General features: G+C 68.0%; 14 protein-coding genes and 1 pseudogene. 9 read left to right on the top strand and 6 right to left on the bottom strand.

Features of this window, described 5'->3' with window-relative positions; translation table 11 throughout:
- Positions 1 to 17 precede the first annotated feature (17 nt).
- The 5 genes from ASF43_RS26390 to ASF43_RS26410 all read right to left on the bottom strand — a co-directional run bounded on the left by ASF43_RS26390 (position 18) and on the right by ASF43_RS26410 (position 4,497).
- Entirely contained in the window at positions 18 to 1,298 is a 1,281-nt protein-coding gene (locus ASF43_RS26390) for a TRAP transporter large permease (RefSeq protein ID WP_056188116.1), read from the bottom strand.
- Positions 1,295 to 1,843 carry a TRAP transporter small permease gene (locus tag ASF43_RS26395; RefSeq protein WP_200932615.1) on the bottom strand — a complete coding sequence of 183 codons (549 nt, stop codon included), beginning with the start codon at positions 1,841 to 1,843 and terminating at the stop codon, positions 1,295 to 1,297. The genes ASF43_RS26390 and ASF43_RS26395 overlap by 4 nt, the downstream gene beginning before the upstream one ends.
- A 72-nt stretch (positions 1,844 to 1,915) precedes the next feature.
- A complete protein-coding gene (locus tag ASF43_RS26400; RefSeq protein ID WP_056188118.1) occupies positions 1,916 to 2,596 on the bottom strand; it encodes a TetR/AcrR family transcriptional regulator in 681 nt (226 codons plus the stop codon).
- A gap of 78 nt (positions 2,597 to 2,674) precedes the next feature.
- Positions 2,675 to 3,475 carry an ABC transporter permease gene (locus tag ASF43_RS26405; RefSeq protein ID WP_235578372.1) on the bottom strand — a complete coding sequence of 267 codons (801 nt, stop codon included), beginning with the start codon at positions 3,473 to 3,475 and terminating at the stop codon, positions 2,675 to 2,677.
- 71 nt (positions 3,476 to 3,546) lie between these two features.
- Positions 3,547 to 4,497, bottom strand: coding sequence for an ATP-binding cassette domain-containing protein (locus ASF43_RS26410; protein WP_056188122.1), 951 nt, complete (start codon positions 4,495 to 4,497; stop codon positions 3,547 to 3,549).
- Positions 4,498 to 4,575: 78 nt separating this feature from the next.
- Between ASF43_RS26410 and ASF43_RS32365 the strand changes: the two genes are divergently transcribed.
- From ASF43_RS32365 to ASF43_RS26430, 6 genes and pseudogenes are all read left to right on the top strand, one after another.
- Positions 4,576 to 5,121, top strand: coding sequence for a type IIL restriction-modification enzyme MmeI (locus ASF43_RS32365; protein ID WP_369803338.1), 546 nt, complete (start codon positions 4,576 to 4,578; stop codon positions 5,119 to 5,121).
- A complete protein-coding gene (locus ASF43_RS26415; RefSeq protein ID WP_369803339.1) occupies positions 5,100 to 6,857 on the top strand; it encodes a DNA methyltransferase in 1,758 nt (585 codons plus the stop codon). The genes ASF43_RS32365 and ASF43_RS26415 overlap by 22 nt, the downstream gene beginning before the upstream one ends.
- Positions 6,854 to 7,756, top strand: a complete 903-nt coding sequence (locus tag ASF43_RS26420; protein WP_235578373.1) for a YhcG family protein — start codon at positions 6,854 to 6,856, stop codon at positions 7,754 to 7,756. Before ASF43_RS26415 ends, ASF43_RS26420 begins: the two co-directional genes overlap by 4 nt.
- A gap of 105 nt (positions 7,757 to 7,861) precedes the next feature.
- Positions 7,862 to 8,029: a hypothetical protein gene (locus ASF43_RS31900; RefSeq protein ID WP_235578374.1), complete on the top strand. Its 168-nt coding sequence runs from the start codon at positions 7,862 to 7,864 to the stop codon at positions 8,027 to 8,029.
- Positions 8,026 to 10,139, top strand: a pseudogene (locus ASF43_RS26425) (DEAD/DEAH box helicase). The gene ASF43_RS31900 and the pseudogene ASF43_RS26425 overlap by 4 nt, the downstream one beginning before the upstream one ends.
- Positions 10,132 to 11,337, top strand: a complete 1,206-nt coding sequence (locus ASF43_RS26430) for a GIY-YIG nuclease family protein (protein WP_056188125.1) — start codon at positions 10,132 to 10,134, stop codon at positions 11,335 to 11,337. The pseudogene ASF43_RS26425 and the gene ASF43_RS26430 overlap by 8 nt, the downstream one beginning before the upstream one ends.
- A 26-nt stretch (positions 11,338 to 11,363) precedes the next feature.
- On the opposite strand, the gene ASF43_RS26435 is transcribed toward ASF43_RS26430, so the two are convergent.
- Positions 11,364 to 11,600 carry an AbrB/MazE/SpoVT family DNA-binding domain-containing protein gene (locus ASF43_RS26435; protein ID WP_082498187.1) on the bottom strand — a complete coding sequence of 79 codons (237 nt, stop codon included), beginning with the start codon at positions 11,598 to 11,600 and terminating at the stop codon, positions 11,364 to 11,366.
- 186 nt (positions 11,601 to 11,786) lie between these two features.
- Here ASF43_RS26435 and ASF43_RS26440 point away from each other — a divergent pair, with 186 nt between their 5' ends.
- From ASF43_RS26440 to ASF43_RS26450, 3 genes are read left to right on the top strand one after another with little or no spacing between them, the layout of a single operon-like run.
- The gene (locus ASF43_RS26440) at positions 11,787 to 12,059 is read left to right on the top strand and encodes a type II toxin-antitoxin system ParD family antitoxin (RefSeq protein WP_056188131.1); all 273 of its coding nucleotides are present in this window, start codon (positions 11,787 to 11,789) and stop codon (positions 12,057 to 12,059) included.
- Positions 12,060 to 12,070: 11 nt separating this feature from the next.
- On the top strand, positions 12,071 to 12,367 hold the full coding sequence (locus tag ASF43_RS26445) for a type II toxin-antitoxin system RelE/ParE family toxin (RefSeq protein WP_235578386.1): 297 nt from the start codon (positions 12,071 to 12,073) through the stop codon (positions 12,365 to 12,367).
- The gene (locus tag ASF43_RS26450; protein WP_056188136.1) at positions 12,364 to 17,496 is read left to right on the top strand and encodes a RecQ family ATP-dependent DNA helicase; all 5,133 of its coding nucleotides are present in this window, start codon (positions 12,364 to 12,366) and stop codon (positions 17,494 to 17,496) included. The genes ASF43_RS26445 and ASF43_RS26450 overlap by 4 nt, the downstream gene beginning before the upstream one ends.
- The last annotated feature ends 57 nt before the right edge of the window (positions 17,497 to 17,553 follow it).

Here is a 17,553-nt window from a genome sequence, read left to right on the forward strand (position 1 = left end):
AGAGGGGCGGGCAGGCTTCAGCCGTACAGCAGCCTGGCGGGCCACATCACGAGCTGCGGGAAGAAGACCATCAGGAACATCACGGCGAACTGCACCAGCATGAAGGGCAGCACGCCGCGCGTGACATCGTCCATGCGCATGCGGCCCACGCCGGCCACCACGTTGAGCACCGTGCCCACCGGCGGCGTCACCAGGCCGATGGAGTTGTTGATGATGAACAGCACGCCGAAGTACACCGGGTCGATGCCGGCGGCCTTGACGATGGGCATCAGCACCGGCGTGAGGATCAGGATGGTCGGCGTCATGTCCATGGCCGTGCCGACCACGATCACCAGCACCATGATGGCCAGCAGCAGCAGCGTGGGGCTGTCCAGCAACGGCTGCAGCAGCGTCACGATCTGGTCGGGCAGCTGGGCCACGGTGATCAGCCAGGCCGAGACCATGGCGGCGGCGACGAGGAACATGATCACGGCCGTGGTCTTGGCCGCGTTCAGGAACACCTCGTACAGCTGGTGGATCGTCAGCTCGCGGTAGATCACGCCGGCCACGAACAGCGCGTACACGGCGGCCACCACGGCGGCCTCGGTCGGCGTGAACACACCCATGCGCAGGCCCACCAGGATGATCAACGGCAGCAGCAGGGCCCAGCCCGCGCTGCGGAACGCGGCCCACACTTCGCCGGCGCTCTTGCGTGGCGGCGGCTGCAGGTCCTCCTTGCGCGTGGTCCACCACCAGGTGGCCCACAGGCCGGCCGCCAGCAGGATGCCCGGGAAGATGCCGGCCAGGAACAGCTTGGAGATCGAGACGTTGGCGGCCACGCCGAAGATCACGAAGCCAATGGAGGGCGGGATGATGGGGCCGATCACGCCGCAGGCAGCGATCAGCCCGCCCGAGCGGGCCTTGTCATGCCCGGCCTTGACCATCATGGGCAAGAGCAGCGCGGTGAGGGCGGCCGCATCGGCCACGGCCGAGCCCGACAGGGCCGACAGCAAACAGGCCGCGACGATGGTCACGTAGCCCAGGCCGCCGCGCACATGGCCCACCAGCGCCATCGCGAAGTTCACGATGCGCTTGGACAGGCCGCCGGTGTTCATGATCTCGCCGGCCAGCATGAAGAAGGGCACGGCCAGGAGCGGGAAGCTGTTGGCGCCCTCGATCACGTTCTGCGCGAGGATCTGCGCGTCGAACATGTTCATGTGCACCATCAGCGCGGCGCCGCAGGCCAAGAGCGCGAACGAGATCGGCATGCCGATGGCCAGCGCGGCCAAGAGCGAACCCAGGAAGACGGCGATGGTCATTTGGCTTGCTCCTGGGGGATGTAGTCGTTGGGGTTGCCTTCTTCCGATTCGCGAATGCCGACGAGCTCTTCGTCGGACAGCTGGCCCGCGAACAGCTTGAAGAGGTTCAGCAGCAGCACCGGCGCGGCCAGGATGGCGAACACCATGCCGCTGGCGTAGAAGTAGCCCATGGAGGTTTCCATGACGGCGCTGGTCGAATCCCAGTTGATCTTGACCTGCTCGTAGGCGCCGGCGAACACCAGCCAGCACACGAACAGCATCAGCAACAGGCTGGCCGCCAGGCAGACCTGCTGCCCGATGCGTGGCAGGCGCGAGATCAGCGCGTCCGTGCCCAGGTGGGCGCGCTCGTTCAATGCGACGACGGCGCCCATGAAGGTCATCCAGACGAACAGCCAGCGCGACAGCTCTTCGGACAGCGTGAGCCCCGAATTGAACGCGTAGCGCATGACGACGTTGCCAAACACCATGACGACCATCAGCGCGAGGCTGGCGATCATCAGCCAGGCCAGGGCCCGGCAATAACCATTGATGAATCTTTGAATCACGAGCTTGTCTCCTCGGTGGTCCAGTAATGTACGAACTGGTTAGTTTTCATGTCCTAGTAGTTTCCCTAGGCTTCAGATCCTCGCGTAGCGCAGCACGGTCTCGACGATGACTTCGCGGCGCTTGGCCGCCACCTTGGGGTCGGCATAGTCACGCTTGAAGATCAGGCCGAAGGTGTGGCGGTTGGCCACGTTGAAGAAGGTCAGCGCCGAGATCGTGGCGTGCAGGTCGATCGGGTCCAGCCCTTTGCGGAAGTACCCGCCGGCCACGCCACGCGCGTAGACCTTCTCGATCGCCGAGATGGCCGGGATGTTGAGCTGCTGGATGTTGTCGCTTTGCGCCAGGAACTGGCCGCGCAGCATGTTCTCGGCCATCACGAGGCGGATATAGGGCTCGCTCGCGAAGTGGTGGTCGAACGTGAATTCGACGAGGCGGCGCAGTGCGTCAGGCGGTGCCAGGTCATCGAGGTGCAGGTCGGCCTCGGTCTCGCGCATGGCGGCATACGAGGCTTCGAGAACGGCCAGGTACAGCCCCTCCTTGCTCCCGAAGTAGTAATAGATCATCCGCTTGGAGGTCTGCGTGGCGGCTGCGATCTCGTCGATGCGCGCGCCGGCCAGGCCCTTCTCGGCAAACTCGACCAGCGCCACGTCCATGATGTTGGCCATGGTGCGCGCGGGGTCGTTGGTGCGGGTGGTCTCCTTGCCCCGCGACCGGCTGCTCGCGGTGCGGCGGCGGGAATGTACCGTTTGGTTCATTGCGGCAGTATAGGCAGCCGCCGCTTGCCGCAAGGCATGGTTTTCGAGCATGCCTGCACTGCGGCAAGAAGGGTTCTTCTAGCCCTTGAACCGCCGCCGCGTCAACGCCAGTGCCACCCAGAACGCCACCACGGCGTACGCCACGACCACCAGGCCGTGGCGCAGCGCGTGCTCGGGCCAGCGGTCCATGAACAGCGGGCGCACCAGCTCCACCGCATTGGTCAGCGGCAGCCAGTCCGATGCCAGCCGCACGACCTCGGGCAGCTGCTCGCGCGGGAAGAACACGCCCGAGAGGAACATCATCGGCGTCAGCACCAGCGTGAAGTAGTAGGTGAAGAAGTCGTAGCCCTTGGCCAGCGCGTTGAAGATCAGCGCGATGGCGCTGAACATGATGCCGGCTGCCAGCAGCACGGGCAGCGCGACCAGCAGCTTGGGGCTGTGGCTGATGCCCAGCGCGAGCATCACGCACAGGATGGCCGTCACCGTGAAGATGGACTTGAACGCGGCCCACAGCAGCTCGGCCAGCACCAGGTTGTCCAGGTTCACGGGCGCATTCATGATGCCCTCCCAGGTCTTTTGCACATGCATGCGCGAAAACGCCGAGTACAGCGCCTCGAAGGAGGCCGCGTTCATCGCGCTCATGCAGATCGAGCCCGAGGCCAGGAACAGGATGTAGGGCACCTTCTCGCCGCCCACCTGCACCTGTCCGACCAGCGCCCCCATGCCATAGCCGAAGGCCACCAGCCACATCAGCGGCTCGGCGATGTTGCCCACCAGGCTGGGGATGGCCAGCTTGCGCCAGACCAGCAGATTGCGCAGGAAGACGGGCCACCAGCGGGTGGAGATCTCAGGCGTGCGCCAGATGCTGCGTGTGTTCATGCTCGTGCTCATTTGAGTACCTTCGGCTGCGCCTTCGGTGCGAGCTTGCTTGGGGCGGCCCGGCGCGTCGCTCATGCGTCTTCGCGGATCTGCCGCCCCGTGAGTTTGAGGAACAGGTCTTCCAGGTTGGCCGGCCGGTGCAAGGTGCGGATGTGGCCGTGCCCACCCAAGGCGTCGAGCAGCGGCTTGGCTTCGCGCGTGTAGAAGAACACGGTCTCGCCGCTGACCTCCACGCGGCTGGCGTGGGCACGCAGCGCCGCGTGCTCGTCGCGTTTCGCCAGCTCCAGCGCGCCGTTGCCATAGACCTCGACCACGTCGGGCTCCAGGTGCTCGGCGATCAGCGCGCGCGGCTTGCCCTCGGCGATCTTCTTGCCGTGGTCCAGCACCAGGAGGCGCGAACACAGGCGCTCGGCCTCGTCCATGAAGTGCGTGGTCAAGAGGATGGACTTGCCCTGTTGCAGCAGCAGTTGCAACCGCTCCCACATCAGGTGGCGGGCTTGCGGGTCCAGGCCGGTGGTGGGCTCGTCCAGCAGCAACAGGCGCGGGTCGTTGACGAGCGCGCGCGCCAGGCTCAGGCGGCGCTTCATGCCGCCCGACAGCTCGGCCGGCTTGGCGTGCGCCTTGCTCGACAGCGAGGCGAACTCCAGCAACTGCGGGATGCGCGCCGCGATGTCGGCCTTGCGCATGCCGAAGTAGCGCCCGTAGACCAGCAGGTTCTCGGCACAGTCGAAGTCCGGGTCCAGCGTGTCGGACTGCGACACCACGCCGATCTCGGCCTTCACGGCCAGCATGTCCTGGGGCATGCGCAGCGCGCGGCCATCGGCGGCGCGGTAGTGGATGGCGCCCGCATCGGGCGCGGTCTGGCCCAGGCACATGCGGATGGTGGTGGTCTTGCCGGCGCCGTTGGGGCCGATCACGCCCAGGCATTCACCCGGCGCGATCTGGAACGACAGGTCGTCGACGACCGTGTTCGTGCCGTAGCGCTTGGTCAGCGATTGCACGTCGAACAGGGGAGGGGTCATGCGGGCATTGTCGGCCAGCCGTCGGGCCATCGCTGACAATGGCACGCCCGCCAAGAAGCCCGGCGCCTCGCCGGTCGAATGGCCGCTGAGGAACACCGACGGCGGCGACGTTCTCCACCCGCGCAAGCGCTGCGAGCCCTTCACCGCCAGGCCAAGCCCCATGAACGCCGTAGAAATCGAACAAGCCATCTCCGACTGGCCCTGCAGCCCTTCGACGCGGCCGAGTTCCCCTACGCCTTCCTGGCCGGCTTCGGCAACAAGGACATCGCCCTCAAGCGCCTGCGCAGCGGCCACAACAACGCGTCCGACGTGGCGGGCGGCGCGGTGCTGCAGGGCGTCCTGCAGCGCAACCACATCCACATCGCCGTGAGCGCGGCCGGCCAGGTGGGCGAGGCATTGCAGGCCCTGCGCGCCAGCCCGGCCACCGCCAAGGCCAAGGCGAAGTTCATCCTCGCCACCGACGGCCAGACGCTGGAGGCCGAAGAGCTGACCAGCGGCGAGACCATCGCCTGCGACTACGCCGACTTTCCGAACCACTTCGGCTTTCTGCTGCCGCTGGCCGGCACCTCCACCATCCAGGAGATCAAGGACAACCCATCGACGTGCGCGCCACCAGCCGGCTGAACAAGCTGTATGTGGAGCTGCTGCGCGAGAACCCCGACTGGGCCACGGACGCGCGCCGCAGCGACATGAACCACTTCATGGCGCGGCTGGTGTTCTGCTTCTTCGCCGAAGACACCGACATCTTCAACGGCGAAGGCCTGTTCACCCGCACCGTGGATCGCTTCAGCGAGCGCGATGGTGCCAACACCCACGTGGTGCTGGGCGACATCTTCCGCGCCATGAACATCCAGCCCAGCGCGCGTGCGGCGGCCCTGCCGCGCGTGCCGACCTGGGCCGACCAGTTCCCGTATGTGAACGGTGGCCTGTTCTCGGGCGCCACCGACGTGCCGCGCTTCACCCGCATGGCCCGCACCTACCTGCTGCATGCCGGCAGCCTCAAGTGGCGCGAGATCAACCCCGACATCTTCGGCAGCATGATCCAGGCCGTGGCCGACGACGAGGAGCGCGGCGCCCTGGGCATGCACTACACCAGCGTGCCCAACATCCTGAAGGTGCTGAACCCGCTGTTCCTGGACGACCTGCGGGCCGCCTTGGCGGACGCGGGCGACAACGAGCGCAAGCTCTTGAACCTGCGCCGTCGCATGGCGCGCATCCGCGTGTTCGACCCGGCCTGCGGGTCGGGCAATTTCCTGGTCATCGCCTACAAGCAGATGCGCGCGATCGAGGCCGAGATCAACCAGCGCCGCGGCGAATCGCATCGGGGCAGCGAGATCCCGCTGACCAACTTCCGCGGTATCGAGCTGCGCGACTTCCCGGCCGAGATCGCGCGGCTGGCGCTGATCATTGCGGAGTTCCAGTGCGACGTGCTGCACCGGGGGCAGAAGGATGCGCTGGCGGAGTTTCTGCCGCTGGACGCGCAGAACTGGATCGTGTGCGGGAACGCGTTGCGGCTTGATTGGTTGAGCGTGTGCCCCCCGACGGGGACGGGGGTGAAGCTGCAGGCGGATGATTTGTTCGGAACGCCGCTTCGGCAGACAGAGATTGACTTTCAAAATGAGGGTGGAGAAACCTATATTTGCGGCAATCCGCCCTACCGTGGCAGTAAGTGGCAGACCGAAGAACAAAAGGAAGATCTGGCGAGCGCTTGGACTAGGCACGCGAAGTTGGCCAAGACAACGGATCTGGTCACTGGCTGGATTGCGCGGTTCATGGATTACGCGGACAAGGAAACCAATGCGCTAGCGGGCTTTGTGGCGACAAACAGCGTCTGTCAGGGGCAGCAGGCGAGTGAGATCTGGCCGGCGGCTTTTGAACGCGGGTGTGAAATTCGCTTTGCGCACACTTCTTTCAAGTGGGCCAACCTCGCGAGTAACAATGCAGGGGTCACGGTCGTGGTCCTCGGCATCGGCAAAAGCAGCCCCACGCCAAAGAAGCTGTATCAGGATGATTTCGTCAAGCACTGCTCGTCGATTGGTCCGTACCTTGTTCCGGACAGCCTCGCTTGCGTGCAGAAGGCGAAAGGGCCAATCACCGAGCAGTCGACCATGCTGTTCGGCAATATGCCTCGGGATGGAGGCAGTCTTCTTATAGACACCGACACTGCGGCGAAGGTCCTTGCTACTGATCCATTGACCAGCCAGTTCCTCAAGAGGTTCCTGGAGCGCATCTACATCGGCCGGCGGTTCCGAAACGACACCGAGCGGCTGGAAAAGCTGTTCGAGCTGTACACGAAGATGACGGCCGCGGCCAAAGCCAGGCCGTCCGCCAAGGCAGTGCGCCGCAGGAGTGCAGCATGAGCACGAAGAAAAAGACGGTGGCGGCAACACCCGCCGCCCCGGCGTCGCGGCAGTACGCCGAACTGCTGGGCGAGATCAAGCAGCGCATCTGCCATGCCCAGGCGCGTGCCTGGATGGCGGTGAACGCCGACATGATCCGGCTGTACTGGAGCATCGGCCAGGTGATCGACCGGCGCCAGCGGCAGGAAGGTTATGGCACGGCCGTCATCCCCCGCCTGTCGCGCGACCTGCACAACGAACTGCCGGAAGAGAAGGGCTTCTCCGAGCGCAACATCAAGCGCATGCTGGCGTTTCACCGCCTGTACCCCCGCGCTGCACTGGACGCCGAACTTGTGCCACAGCCTGTGGCACAAGCGGCGCAGCCGCCCGAGGGCGCGGCGGATGCACTGGTGCCCCTGGCCGCGCCGGGCGCGGACTTTCCCGCCGCGCTGTTGCTGGCCATCCCCTGGGGGCACCATGCGGTGTTGATGGAAAAGGTGAAGGATGCGGCCGCACGCCAGTGGTACATGCGCGCGGCGGTGGACAACGGCTGGAGCCGTGAACTGCTGCACAACCACATCAGCAGCGACAGCCACCGGCGCGCGGGCCGTGCCGCCAGCAACTTCGCGCTGCGCCTGCCGGCGCCGGATTCAGGCATGGTGCAGCAGACGGTGAAGGACCCGTATCTGTTCGACTTCCTGACGCTGCGGGAGCCCTTCCACGAGCGAGAACTGGAAACGGGGCTGATGGTGCATCTGCAAAAGTTTTTGCTGGAGCTGGGCCAGGGCTTTGCCTTCGTCGGCCGCCAAGTCCACGTGGACGTGGGCGACCAGGACTTCTACATCGATCTGCTGTTCTACCACCTGCGGCTGCGCTGCTACGTGGTGATCGACCTCAAGCGCGGTGCGTTCAAGCCATAGTACGCGCGCAAGATGAGCTTTTACTGCAGCGTGGTCAATGACCGGCTGCGCCATGGTGACGACAAGCCCACGGTTGGCCTGATCCTGTGACAGCAGCACAACCGCGTGCTGGCCGAATACACCCTGCGCACCATGGACAGCCCCATCGGGGTGTCGAGCTACGAACTCACGTGTGCATTGCCCACCGACCTGAAGTCCAGCCTGCCCAGCGTCGAGGAGATCGAGCGCGAACTGACCGGCGAGGCGCCCGCCAGCGAAGAGGCCCCCGAATGAACAGCCCCACGACCAACCCCACCAACGCCCGCACCGTGCCCTCGGTGTCCATCACCACGGCCCGTACCGGCGCATCCGCCAAGGCCGACGAGCTGGGCATGCGCACCATGCAGGCGCGTGCCTATGCCAAGCGCGGCGAGCAGTTCCTGCTGATCAAGTCGCCGCCGGCCTCCGGCAAGTCGCGCGCGCTGATGTACATCGCGCTGGACAAGCTGCACCACCAGGGCCTGTGCCAGGCCATCGTGGTGGTGCCCGAGCGCTCCATCGGCAGCAGCTTTGCCGACGAGCCGCTGAGCGCGCATGGCTTCGAGTGGGACTGGCAAGTCGCCCCGCAGTGGAACCTGTGCAACGCACCGGGCGTGGACGAGCCGCGCATCGCCAAGTCCAAGGTCGACGCGGTGCGCCAGTTCCTCGCCAGTGCGGACCAAGTGCTGGTCTGCACCCACGCCACCTTCCGTTTTGCGGTGGAAGAGCTGGGCGTGGAGGCCTTCGACGAGCGCCTGATCGCCATCGACGAGTTCCACCATGTCTCCAGCAACCCCGGCAACGTGCTGGGCAGCCAGCTCGGCGCCTTCATCGCGCGCGACCGGGTCCACATCGTGGCGATGACCGGCTCGTACTTCCGTGGCGACAGCGAGGCGGTGCTGGGCCCGGCGGACGAGGCCAAGTTCGAGACGGTGACCTACACCTACTACGAGCAGCTCAACGGCTACTAGTGGCTGAAGTCGCTGGACATCGGCTACTTCTTCTACACCGGCCCCTATGTGGACGCCGTGGCCAAGGTGCTGGACCCGGCGCTGAAAACCATCGTCCACATCCCGAACGTGAACGCGCGCGAGAGCCTGAAGGACAAGGAGCGCGAGGTCAACGACATCCTGCACGGCCTGGGCGACTGGCAGGGCGTGGACCCGGCCACCGGTTTCCACCGGATCAAGGCCCCGGACGGCCGCGTGCTGAAGGTGGCCGACCTGGTGGACGACAGCGACCACCCCCGGCGCTCCCGCGTGCTGGCCGCGCTGAAAGACCCGGCGCACAAGAACGACCGGACGCATGTGGACATCATCATCGCGTTGGGCATGGCCAAGGAGGGCTTCGACTGGATCTGGTGCGAGCACGCGCTGACCATCGGCTACCGCAGCAGCCTGACCGAGATCGTGCAGATCATCGGCCGCGCCACGCGCGATGCCCAGGGCAAGGAGCGGGCGCGCTTCACCAACCTGATCGCCGAGCCCACGGCCGAGCAGTCGGCCGTGGCCGAGGCGGTGAACGACATGCTCAAGGCCATCTCGGCCAGCCTGCTGATGGAGCAGGTGCTGGCGCCGCGCTACGAGTTCACGCCCGCAATGCCGGCGCGCAGCCGGGCTTCGACTACGGCGAGGCGGGCTACCAGCCGGGCGGCAGAAACCTGGGCGTGAACCCGGCCACGGGCCAGATCCACCTGGAGATCAACGGCCTGGCCCAGCCGCAGACGCCCGAGGCCACGCGCATCTGCCAGGAAGACCTGAACGAGGTGGTGACCAGCTTTCTGCAGGACAAGACGGTGCTGGAGCGCGGCGTGCTCGACCAGGAGAACACGCTGCCGCAGGAGCTGACGCAACTGAAGATGGGCAAGATCGTGCGCGAGCGCTACCCCGAACTCAGCGACGCCGACCAGGAGGCCATTCGCCAGCATGCGATCGCGGCGATGAATGTCACGCAGCAAGCCAAGTCGCTGCTGGCCCAGGCGGATGCGGCAGGCGGTACGGCACAGGGCAGCACGGCCCTGATCGACGGCGTGCGAAGGTTCGTGAACGTGCGCCAGCTCGACATCGATCTGATCGACAGCATCAACCCCTTCGAGGCCGCCTACGCGGTGCTGGCCAAGGCGATGGACGAGAAATCGCTGCGCCAGGTGCAGGCCAGCATCGCGGGCAAGAAGCTGGCGATCTCGCGCGAAGAGGCGGTGGAACTGGCCAAACGTGCGCGGGACTTCAAGAAGGAGCGGGGCCGCCTGCCCGACATCCACGCCGCCGATGCGTGGGAAAAGCGCATGGCCGAGGGCGTGGCCGCCTTCGCGCGCTACAAGGCGCAGGAGCTGGCGGCCCAGGCGGGCGGGGCGGGCCATGGCTGACATTGACGAAGACGAACTGCTGGCCGATCTGGGCATCGAGGTCGCACCGCTCCAGCCGACCACCCGCACGGCGCGGGAGGAACGCATCATCGCGGGCTTCGAGGACTTCCTGCGTTTTCACCAGACGCATGGCCGCGCGCCGCAGCACGGCGAAGGCGGCGACATCTTCGAGCGCCTGTACGCGGTGCGGCTGGACCGCTTGCGCCAACTGCCCGAGGCGCTGCCGCTGCTGGCGCCGCTGGACACCGCTGGCCTGCTGGCGGGCGCTGCGGCCGATACGGCTGCGGGGGCCGACCGGGACGCACTGGACGAGGAGGCCCTGCTGGCCGAGCTGGGCGTCGGCGGCGCGCCGGCCGACACGGACGACATCACGGTGCTGCGCCATGTGCGCACCAGCGCCGACAAGCGCGCGGCCGAAGCCGTGGCAGACCGCAAGCGCTGCGAAGACTTCGAGCGCTTCGAGCCGCTGTTCGAGCAGGTGGAGCGCGAGCTGAGATCCGGCGCGCGCCAGGCGCTGCGCTTCGGCCGCGACACCAGCATCGCGGGCGGCAACTTCTTCATCGTCGGCGGCTTGCTGGCCTACGTGGCCGAGGTGGGCGGGGCCATCAAGGCGCCGAACGGCGAGAGCGATGCGCGGCTGCTGGTCGTCTATGCCAACGGCACCGAGAGCAACCTGCTGCGCCGCTCGTTGCAGCGGGCGCTGTACAAGGACGACACGGGCCGGCGCATCTCCGACCCGGACCTGGGGCCGCTGTTCGGCGACGTGGCCGAGCCCGACGACATCGCCAGCGGCACCATCTACGTGCTGCGCAGCCTGTCCGATCACCCGTATGTGGCCGCGCACCGCGAGCTGATCCACAAGATCGGGGTGACCGGCGGCTCGGTGGAGGCGCGCATCTCCGCCGCCCCCAAGGACGCCACCTACCTGCTGGCCGATGTGGAGGTGGTGGCCACCTACCAGCTGCACAACCTGAACCGCACGCGGCTGGAGAACATCTTCCACCGGGTGTTTGGCGCGGCGCAGTTGGACCTTGTCATCGAGGACCGCTTCGGCAACCCGGTGCGGCCCAAGGAGTGGTTCCTGGTGCCGTTGTATGTGATCAATCAGGCGGTAGAGCGCATCCGTGATGGATCGGTGACGGGGTTGGCCTATGACCCGGTGTCGGCACGGCTGGTGGAGCGTTCAGAACGCAACTGAGCGCGGCTGCCGGTTCCGGGGCGCGATCACTTCTCGTCACCAGTGACACGCATCTTGTCGATAGCCACTCGGGGGCCGTCGTAGCGCAGGATGGACTGCACGTCCTCCAATGTGGCCGCGGCGGTGGTTGACGCCAGCGTGATGCGCGCGGCCTTGCGATCCACCTCGATGTTCACGCGCATCCCGGGCTTCAAGCCCAGCACCTTGCGCACCGCCACCGGTAGCACCACCTGGCCTTTGGTGGAAACGAGAACTGCGGACAGGGCGGGCTCCTGAAAGTCTTACGAGGTGGGCTTCCTAGAACGCAATCGCGTCGTCGCAACGTTGGCGTGACTCGGCAGAGATCGCGCCGACATCGCCGCCAGGAAACCCGCAGGGGGTGTCGATCTGCTTGTCGGGGGTTGCCGGGTTGCCGATAATCACTAATAGTTAGTGACAAGGAGCGGTCCATGCCGACTAGTGTGGCTTTGGGTGAGCACTTCGAAACCTTTGTGAAAACGCAGATCGCAAGCGGCCGCTATAACAACGCCAGCGAGGTCGTGCGCGACGGGTTGCGCATGCTGCAGGACCACGACGCGCAGCGCGAGGCCAAGCTGCAGCGCTTGCGTGGCGATATCCAGGCCGGCATCGACAGCGGGCCGGCCACGCTGCTCGACATGGGTGAAGTCAAGGCGGAAGGCCGGCGCAGGCGTGCCGACCGCGCGAAGGCGGCGAGGGGCTGAGCTTGCCGCAAGTGCGCAAGCGGCCCTTGGCGTATGCAGACCTGGCGGACATCTGGTCCTACATCGCCGACGACAGCGAGCAGCAGGCAGACCTGTTCCTGGACATGCTGGACGTCAGGTTGGCCTTGCTGGCGACGCAGCCCGAGATGGGGCGCGAGCGGCCTGAACTGGCGCCCAGGCTGCGGGCTTTTCCGGTCAAGCGCTATGTGGTGTTCTACCGGCCGATGCGTGACGGCATCGAAGTTTTGCGCGTGTTGCACAGCGCGCGTGATGTGACGCGGGCGAAGTTTGGCGTGTCGCGCGGATGATTCCTGGCATCGACGGCATCGCATCCTCCGGCCGCGACACGGCGGGCTTGGCCCATGCGTGCTTCTCCCTCGACTTGGAAGTCGGCATCCAGGACAGCCGCATCCACCTGTTGGCTGCCGTGCGCGGCGACACCGGCCAGGCCTTCGTCCACACGCGCGGCGACTTGCAAGCCGCGCTCACGGCCCTCGACACCCACGCCGCCGGCGCCACCTTCCTGCTCGGCCACAACCTCATCGCCTTCGACGCCCCGCACCTGGCGGCCGTGCGCCCCGGGCTGGCCGTGCTGCGCCTGCCGCGCATCGATACGCTGCGGCTCAACCCGCTGGCCTTTCCGCGCAACCCCTACCACCACCTCGTCAAGCACTACCAGGACGGTGCCATCCGCCGCGGCCAGCGCAATGACCCGGAGCTGGATGCGCGGCTCACGCTGCAGCTCTTGCAGGACCAGCTGGTGGCGTTGCGCCAGGCCGATCCACGGCTGCTGCTGATCTGGCACGGCCTGGCCGCGCGCGACCCGGACGGCGTGGGCACGGCCACCTTGTTCTCGGAACTGCGCGCGGCCTCGGCACCGGATGCTGCTGCGCTGCAAGCCGCGCTCGCGGGCTATCTGGAGGGCCGCGGCTGTGCGACCCGCGCGCGTGACCTCGCCCTGTTGCACGCGGGTTGGCCGTTGGCTTACGCGCTGGCCTGGATCTCGGTGGCCGGTGGCAACTCCGTCATGCCGCCCTGGGTGCTGTACCAGTTCCCGCAGGCCGCCGCGCTGGTGCGCGCGCTGCGCGACCGCGCCTGCCGCGACCCGGCCTGCAACTGGTGCGCCGGGCACCACGGCGCCCACGCCGTGCTGCGCCGCTGGTTCCCCGCGCTGCCGGGCTTCCGCCCCGAGCCGGTGGACCCGCAAGGCCGCCCATTGCAGCAGGCCATCGTGCAGGCCACGTTGGCCGGCCGGCCGGTGCTGGGCATCCTGCCCACCGGCACCGGCAAGTCCATCTGCTACCAGCTGCCGGCGCTCTCGCGCTACGACAACACCGGCGCGTTGACCGTCGTGATCTCGCCACTGGTCGCGCTCATGGCCGACCAGGTGGCCGGGCTGGAGGCGCGCGGCGTCAGCAGTTGCGCCGCGCTGAACGGCCTGCTCTCCATGCCCGAGCGCGCCGACGTGCTGGAGCGCGTGCGCCTGGGCGACATCGCCCTCCTGCTGGTCTCGCCCGAGCAGTTGCGCAGCCGCGCCCTGCGCACGGCCTTGCGCCAGCGCAGCATCGGCCTGTGGGTGATGGACGAAGCGCACTGCCTGTCCAAATGGGGCCAGGACTTTCGCACCGACTACCGCTATGTGGCCCGCAGCATGCGTGAGCTGGCGGGGCCCGATCCCGTGCCGCCCGTGTTGTGCCTCACGGCCACCGCCAAGCCCGACGTGGTGGCCGACATCGTCGACTACTTCCGCACCAGCCTGGCCGTGGAGCTGCACGTGCTGGACGGCGGTTCGCGCCGCGACAACCTGGACTTCGCGGTCATTCCCACCAGCGCCGCGCACAAGCTGGAGGCCATCCACCAGTTGCTGGCGCACGACCTGCAGCCCGATGCGAAAGACGGCGCCATCGTCTACGCCAGCTCGCGGCGCGGCACCGAGGAGATCGCCGAGTTCTTGCGCGCCAAGGGCTGGGCGGCCGGCCACTTCCACGCCGGCCTGCCGCCTGAGAGCAAGAAGAGCACGCAGCACGCCTTCATCGCGGGTGAACTGCGCGTGATGGCCGCCACCAACGCGTTCGGCATGGGCATCGACAAACCCGACGTGCGCTTGGTGATCCACGCCGACGTGCCCGGCTCGCTGGAGAACTACCTGCAGGAGGCCGGCCGCGCCGGCCGCGACCGCGCCGCCGCGCGCTGCGTGCTGCTGTATGCCGAAGACGACGTGGAGCGCCAGTTCGGCCTGTCGGCCCGCTCGCGGCTGACGCAATCGGAGATCCAGGCCATCCTCAAATCGCTGCGCCGGCTGGAGCGCCGCCGCCGGCCCGGCGACACACCGGGCGAGGTCATTGCCACGGCCGGCGAGATCCTGCGCGAGGACGAGGGCGCCGAGTTCCAACGCGACCAGCTCGGCGACGACACGCGCGTGCGCACGGCCGTGGCCTGGCTCGAAGAGGCGCGCCTGCTCTCGCGCGAGGAGAACATCGTCAACGTGTTCCCGTCCTCGCTGCGCGTGCCCTCGCTCGACGCCGCGCGCGAGGCGCTGGTGGCCCACGGCATCTTGCCGCCCTACCGCACGCAGTTGCTCGACATCATCGACCTGCTGCTGCAGGCCGACCCCGACCAAGGCGTCAGCACCGACGAGCTCATGGGCGTGGCCCGGCTCTCGCCTGAGGGCGTGCGCAAGGCGCTGTTCGACCTGGAGCAACTGGGCATCTCCAGCAACGACCTGGCGCTCACGGCCTACGTGCACCTGGGTGTGGCCAACGCCTCGCCCAGGCGGCTCGAAGAAGCCTCGGCCATGGAGGCGGCCCTGCTGTCGGCGCTGCGCATCGCCGAGCCCGACCTGGAGCCCGGCCAGCACGGCACGCTGCACCTGCGTAAGCTGTGCCAGGCGCTGCATGAAGAGGGCCACCCGCAGGCCCTGCCCGAGCGCGTGTGGCGTTTGCTGCGCAGCCTGGCCGCCGATGGCCGCGACGACAGCGGTGGTGGCGACAGCCTCGCCCTGCGCCGGCTCGACCCCGAGACCGCGCGTGTGGAATTGCGCCGGCCCTGGGCGCGCATCGCTGAATTGTCCGAGCGCCGCCGCGCCGCATCGCAGTTGCTGCTGGCGCACCTCGCGCAATGCGCGGATGGCGCGCGCGGCACCGATCTGCTGGTCAGCACCACGCTGGGCCGGCTCACCACCGCGCTGCGCGACGACCTGGTGCTGGCGGCCAGCAGCCCCAACCTGCCGCGCCTGCTGGACCGCGCGCTGCTGTGGCTGCACGAGCAGGAGGTGATGCGCCTGAACAAGGGCCTGGCCGTGTTCCGCCCGGCCATGACGATCCGCCTCGCGCCGGAAAAGCGCGGCTTCGCCAAGGCGGACTTCCAGCCGCTCAAGATGCACTACGACGAGGTCGTGCTGCAGATCCACGTGATGGCCGAGTACGCGCAACGCGGCCTGGCCGCCATGGCCGACGCGTTGCGGCTGGCGCTGGACTACTTCAGCATGGAGCGCGCGGACTTTCTCGGCCGCTGGCTGCCCGGCCGCGAGAAAGAGACCGCCCGCGAGACGCTGCCCGCCTCCTGGCGCGCCATCGTCGAGGTGCTGGACCACCGCCAGCAGCAGCGCATCGTGGCCGACGAGCGCGAGCAGACCAGTGTGCTGGTGCTGGCCGGCCCCGGCTCGGGCAAGACGCGCGTGCTGGTGCACCGCATCGCGTACCTGCTGCGCGTGCGCCGCGAGGCGGCCCACGGCATCGTCGCGCTGGCCTACAACCGCCACGCCGCCGTGCAGATCCGCCAGCGGCTGCAGGCCCTGGTCGGCGACGATGCGCGCGGCGTGACCGTGCTGACCTGCCACGCGCTGGCCATGCGGCTCACCGGGACGCGGCTGGAGGCCGGCAGCAACCCCGACGCCAACTTCTTCGACGGCGTGATGCAGCAAGCCACCGCACTGCTCGAAGGCCAGGGCCTGGCGCCCGAAGACGCCGACGAACAGCGCGAGCGGCTGCTGGCGGGCTTCCGATGGATGCTGGTCGACGAATACCAGGACATCGGCCCCGCGCAGTACGCCTTGATCGGCGCACTGGCCGGTCGCTCTCGCCAGGCCGAAGACACGCGCCTGTCGCTGTTCGCCGTGGGCGACGACGACCAGAACATCTATGCCTTTGCCGGTGCCTCGGTGCAGTTCATCCGCCAGTTCGAGTCCGATTACAAGGCCGGCACCGAATACCTCGTCGAGAACTACCGCTCCAGCGCGCACATCATCGCGGTGGCCAACCGGCTCATCGCGCCGGCCATCGACCGCCTGAAGGCCGCGCACCCGATCCGCATCGACCGACAGCGCCGCAACGCGCCGCCCGGTGGCCGCTGGCAGGCGCTGGACCCGGTGGCGCGCGGCAGGGTGGTCAGGCTGACGCCCGCGCGTGACATGCTCTTGCAGGCCATGCAGGCGCTGGATGCCTTGTGCCGGCTGTCCGCGCTGGACCCGCAGTGGGAATGGGCCCGCTGCGCCGTGATCGCGCGGCAGTGGAGCCAGCTGGAGCCGTTGCGCGCCTACGCCGAGCATCTGGGCCTGCCTGTGCAACTGGGCCGCGAGGAGCTGCCGCCCTTTTGGCGCCTGCGCGAGACCCAGGCCTTGCTGGACTGGCTGCGTGCCGATGGGCCGGGCCTGGTGGCCGCGCCCACCGTGCAGGCGTGGCTCGGCACACACATCGGCCCCTGGTGGGACCTGCTGCGCGAAGCGCTGGACGCCTATGCGCTGGACACCCTGGGTGCCGAGATGCCGCGCAGCCACCTCTTCGAATGGCTCGTCGACTGGGGCCGCGAGCAGCGCCGCCGCCAGAGCGCGCTGCTGCTCACCACCGCGCACGGCGCCAAGGGCCTGGAATTCGACCATGTGGTGGTGCTGGACGGCGGCTGGGAGCCGGGCGCTGGCGATGCCGAAGACGTGCTGCGCCGCCTGGCCTACGTGGCCGTGACGCGTGCGCGCGAGACGCTCACGCTGGCGCGGCTCGGCAGCACGCGGCGCTCGGTGTTCGATGTGCTGGAGGGGGCCGGTGCGGCCTTGCTGGACCAGCCGGGCACCGCACCCGTCGAGCCACCGGCTGCGCTGTCGCGCCGCACGCAGGCGTTGACGCCGGCCGACGTGGACATCGGCTTTGCCGGCCGCTTTGGCGAGGGGCACGCTGTGCATGCGGCCATCGCGCGCCTGGCCCCGGGCGACATCTTGCAGCTGCGCACGCAGGACGAGCGGCGCGAGCTGCTGGACGCCACCGGCCAGGCGGTCGGCCGGTTGTCGCGCGGCTGCCGGCTGGATCCCGCCCAGCAGTGCGTGGCCGTGCGCGTACGCGCGGTGTTGGTGCGGCGGCGCGAGGATGGAGACGCCGCCTACCAGGAGGCAATGCGTTGCGCGCGCTGGGAGGTGGTGCTGCCGGAGTTGGTGTTGGCGCCTGCCTAGGAGCTTCTGGCACCCAGGCCAGGGCGTTACCTGCCCTCCACGAAGAGGGGCGCCAGC

This window comes from Pseudorhodoferax sp. Leaf267 (assembly GCF_001422405.1).
Taxonomy (GTDB): Bacteria; Pseudomonadota; Gammaproteobacteria; order Burkholderiales; family Burkholderiaceae_C; genus Pseudorhodoferax.

What these genes read in the sequence shown, in the direction of transcription:
- ASF43_RS26390 (WP_056188116.1), bottom strand. Translation starts at nt 1,298, where the DNA reads ATGACCATCGCCGTCTTCCTGGGTTCGCTCTTGGCCGCGCTGGCCATC.
- ASF43_RS26400 (WP_056188118.1), bottom strand. Translation starts at nt 2,596, where the DNA reads ATGAACCAAACGGTACATTCCCGCCGCCGCACCGCGAGCAGCCGGTCG.
- ASF43_RS26405 (WP_235578372.1), bottom strand. Translation starts at nt 3,475, where the DNA reads ATGAACACACGCAGCATCTGGCGCACGCCTGAGATCTCCACCCGCTGG.
- ASF43_RS26410 (WP_056188122.1), bottom strand. Translation starts at nt 4,497, where the DNA reads ATGACCCCTCCCCTGTTCGACGTGCAATCGCTGACCAAGCGCTACGGC.
- ASF43_RS32365 (WP_369803338.1), top strand. Translation starts at nt 4,576, where the DNA reads ATGGCCGCTGAGGAACACCGACGGCGGCGACGTTCTCCACCCGCGCAA.
- ASF43_RS26420 (WP_235578373.1), top strand. Translation starts at nt 6,854, where the DNA reads ATGAGCACGAAGAAAAAGACGGTGGCGGCAACACCCGCCGCCCCGGCG.
- ASF43_RS26430 (WP_056188125.1), top strand. Translation starts at nt 10,132, where the DNA reads ATGGCTGACATTGACGAAGACGAACTGCTGGCCGATCTGGGCATCGAG.
- ASF43_RS26440 (WP_056188131.1), top strand. Translation starts at nt 11,787, where the DNA reads ATGCCGACTAGTGTGGCTTTGGGTGAGCACTTCGAAACCTTTGTGAAA.
- ASF43_RS26450 (WP_056188136.1), top strand. Translation starts at nt 12,364, where the DNA reads ATGATTCCTGGCATCGACGGCATCGCATCCTCCGGCCGCGACACGGCG.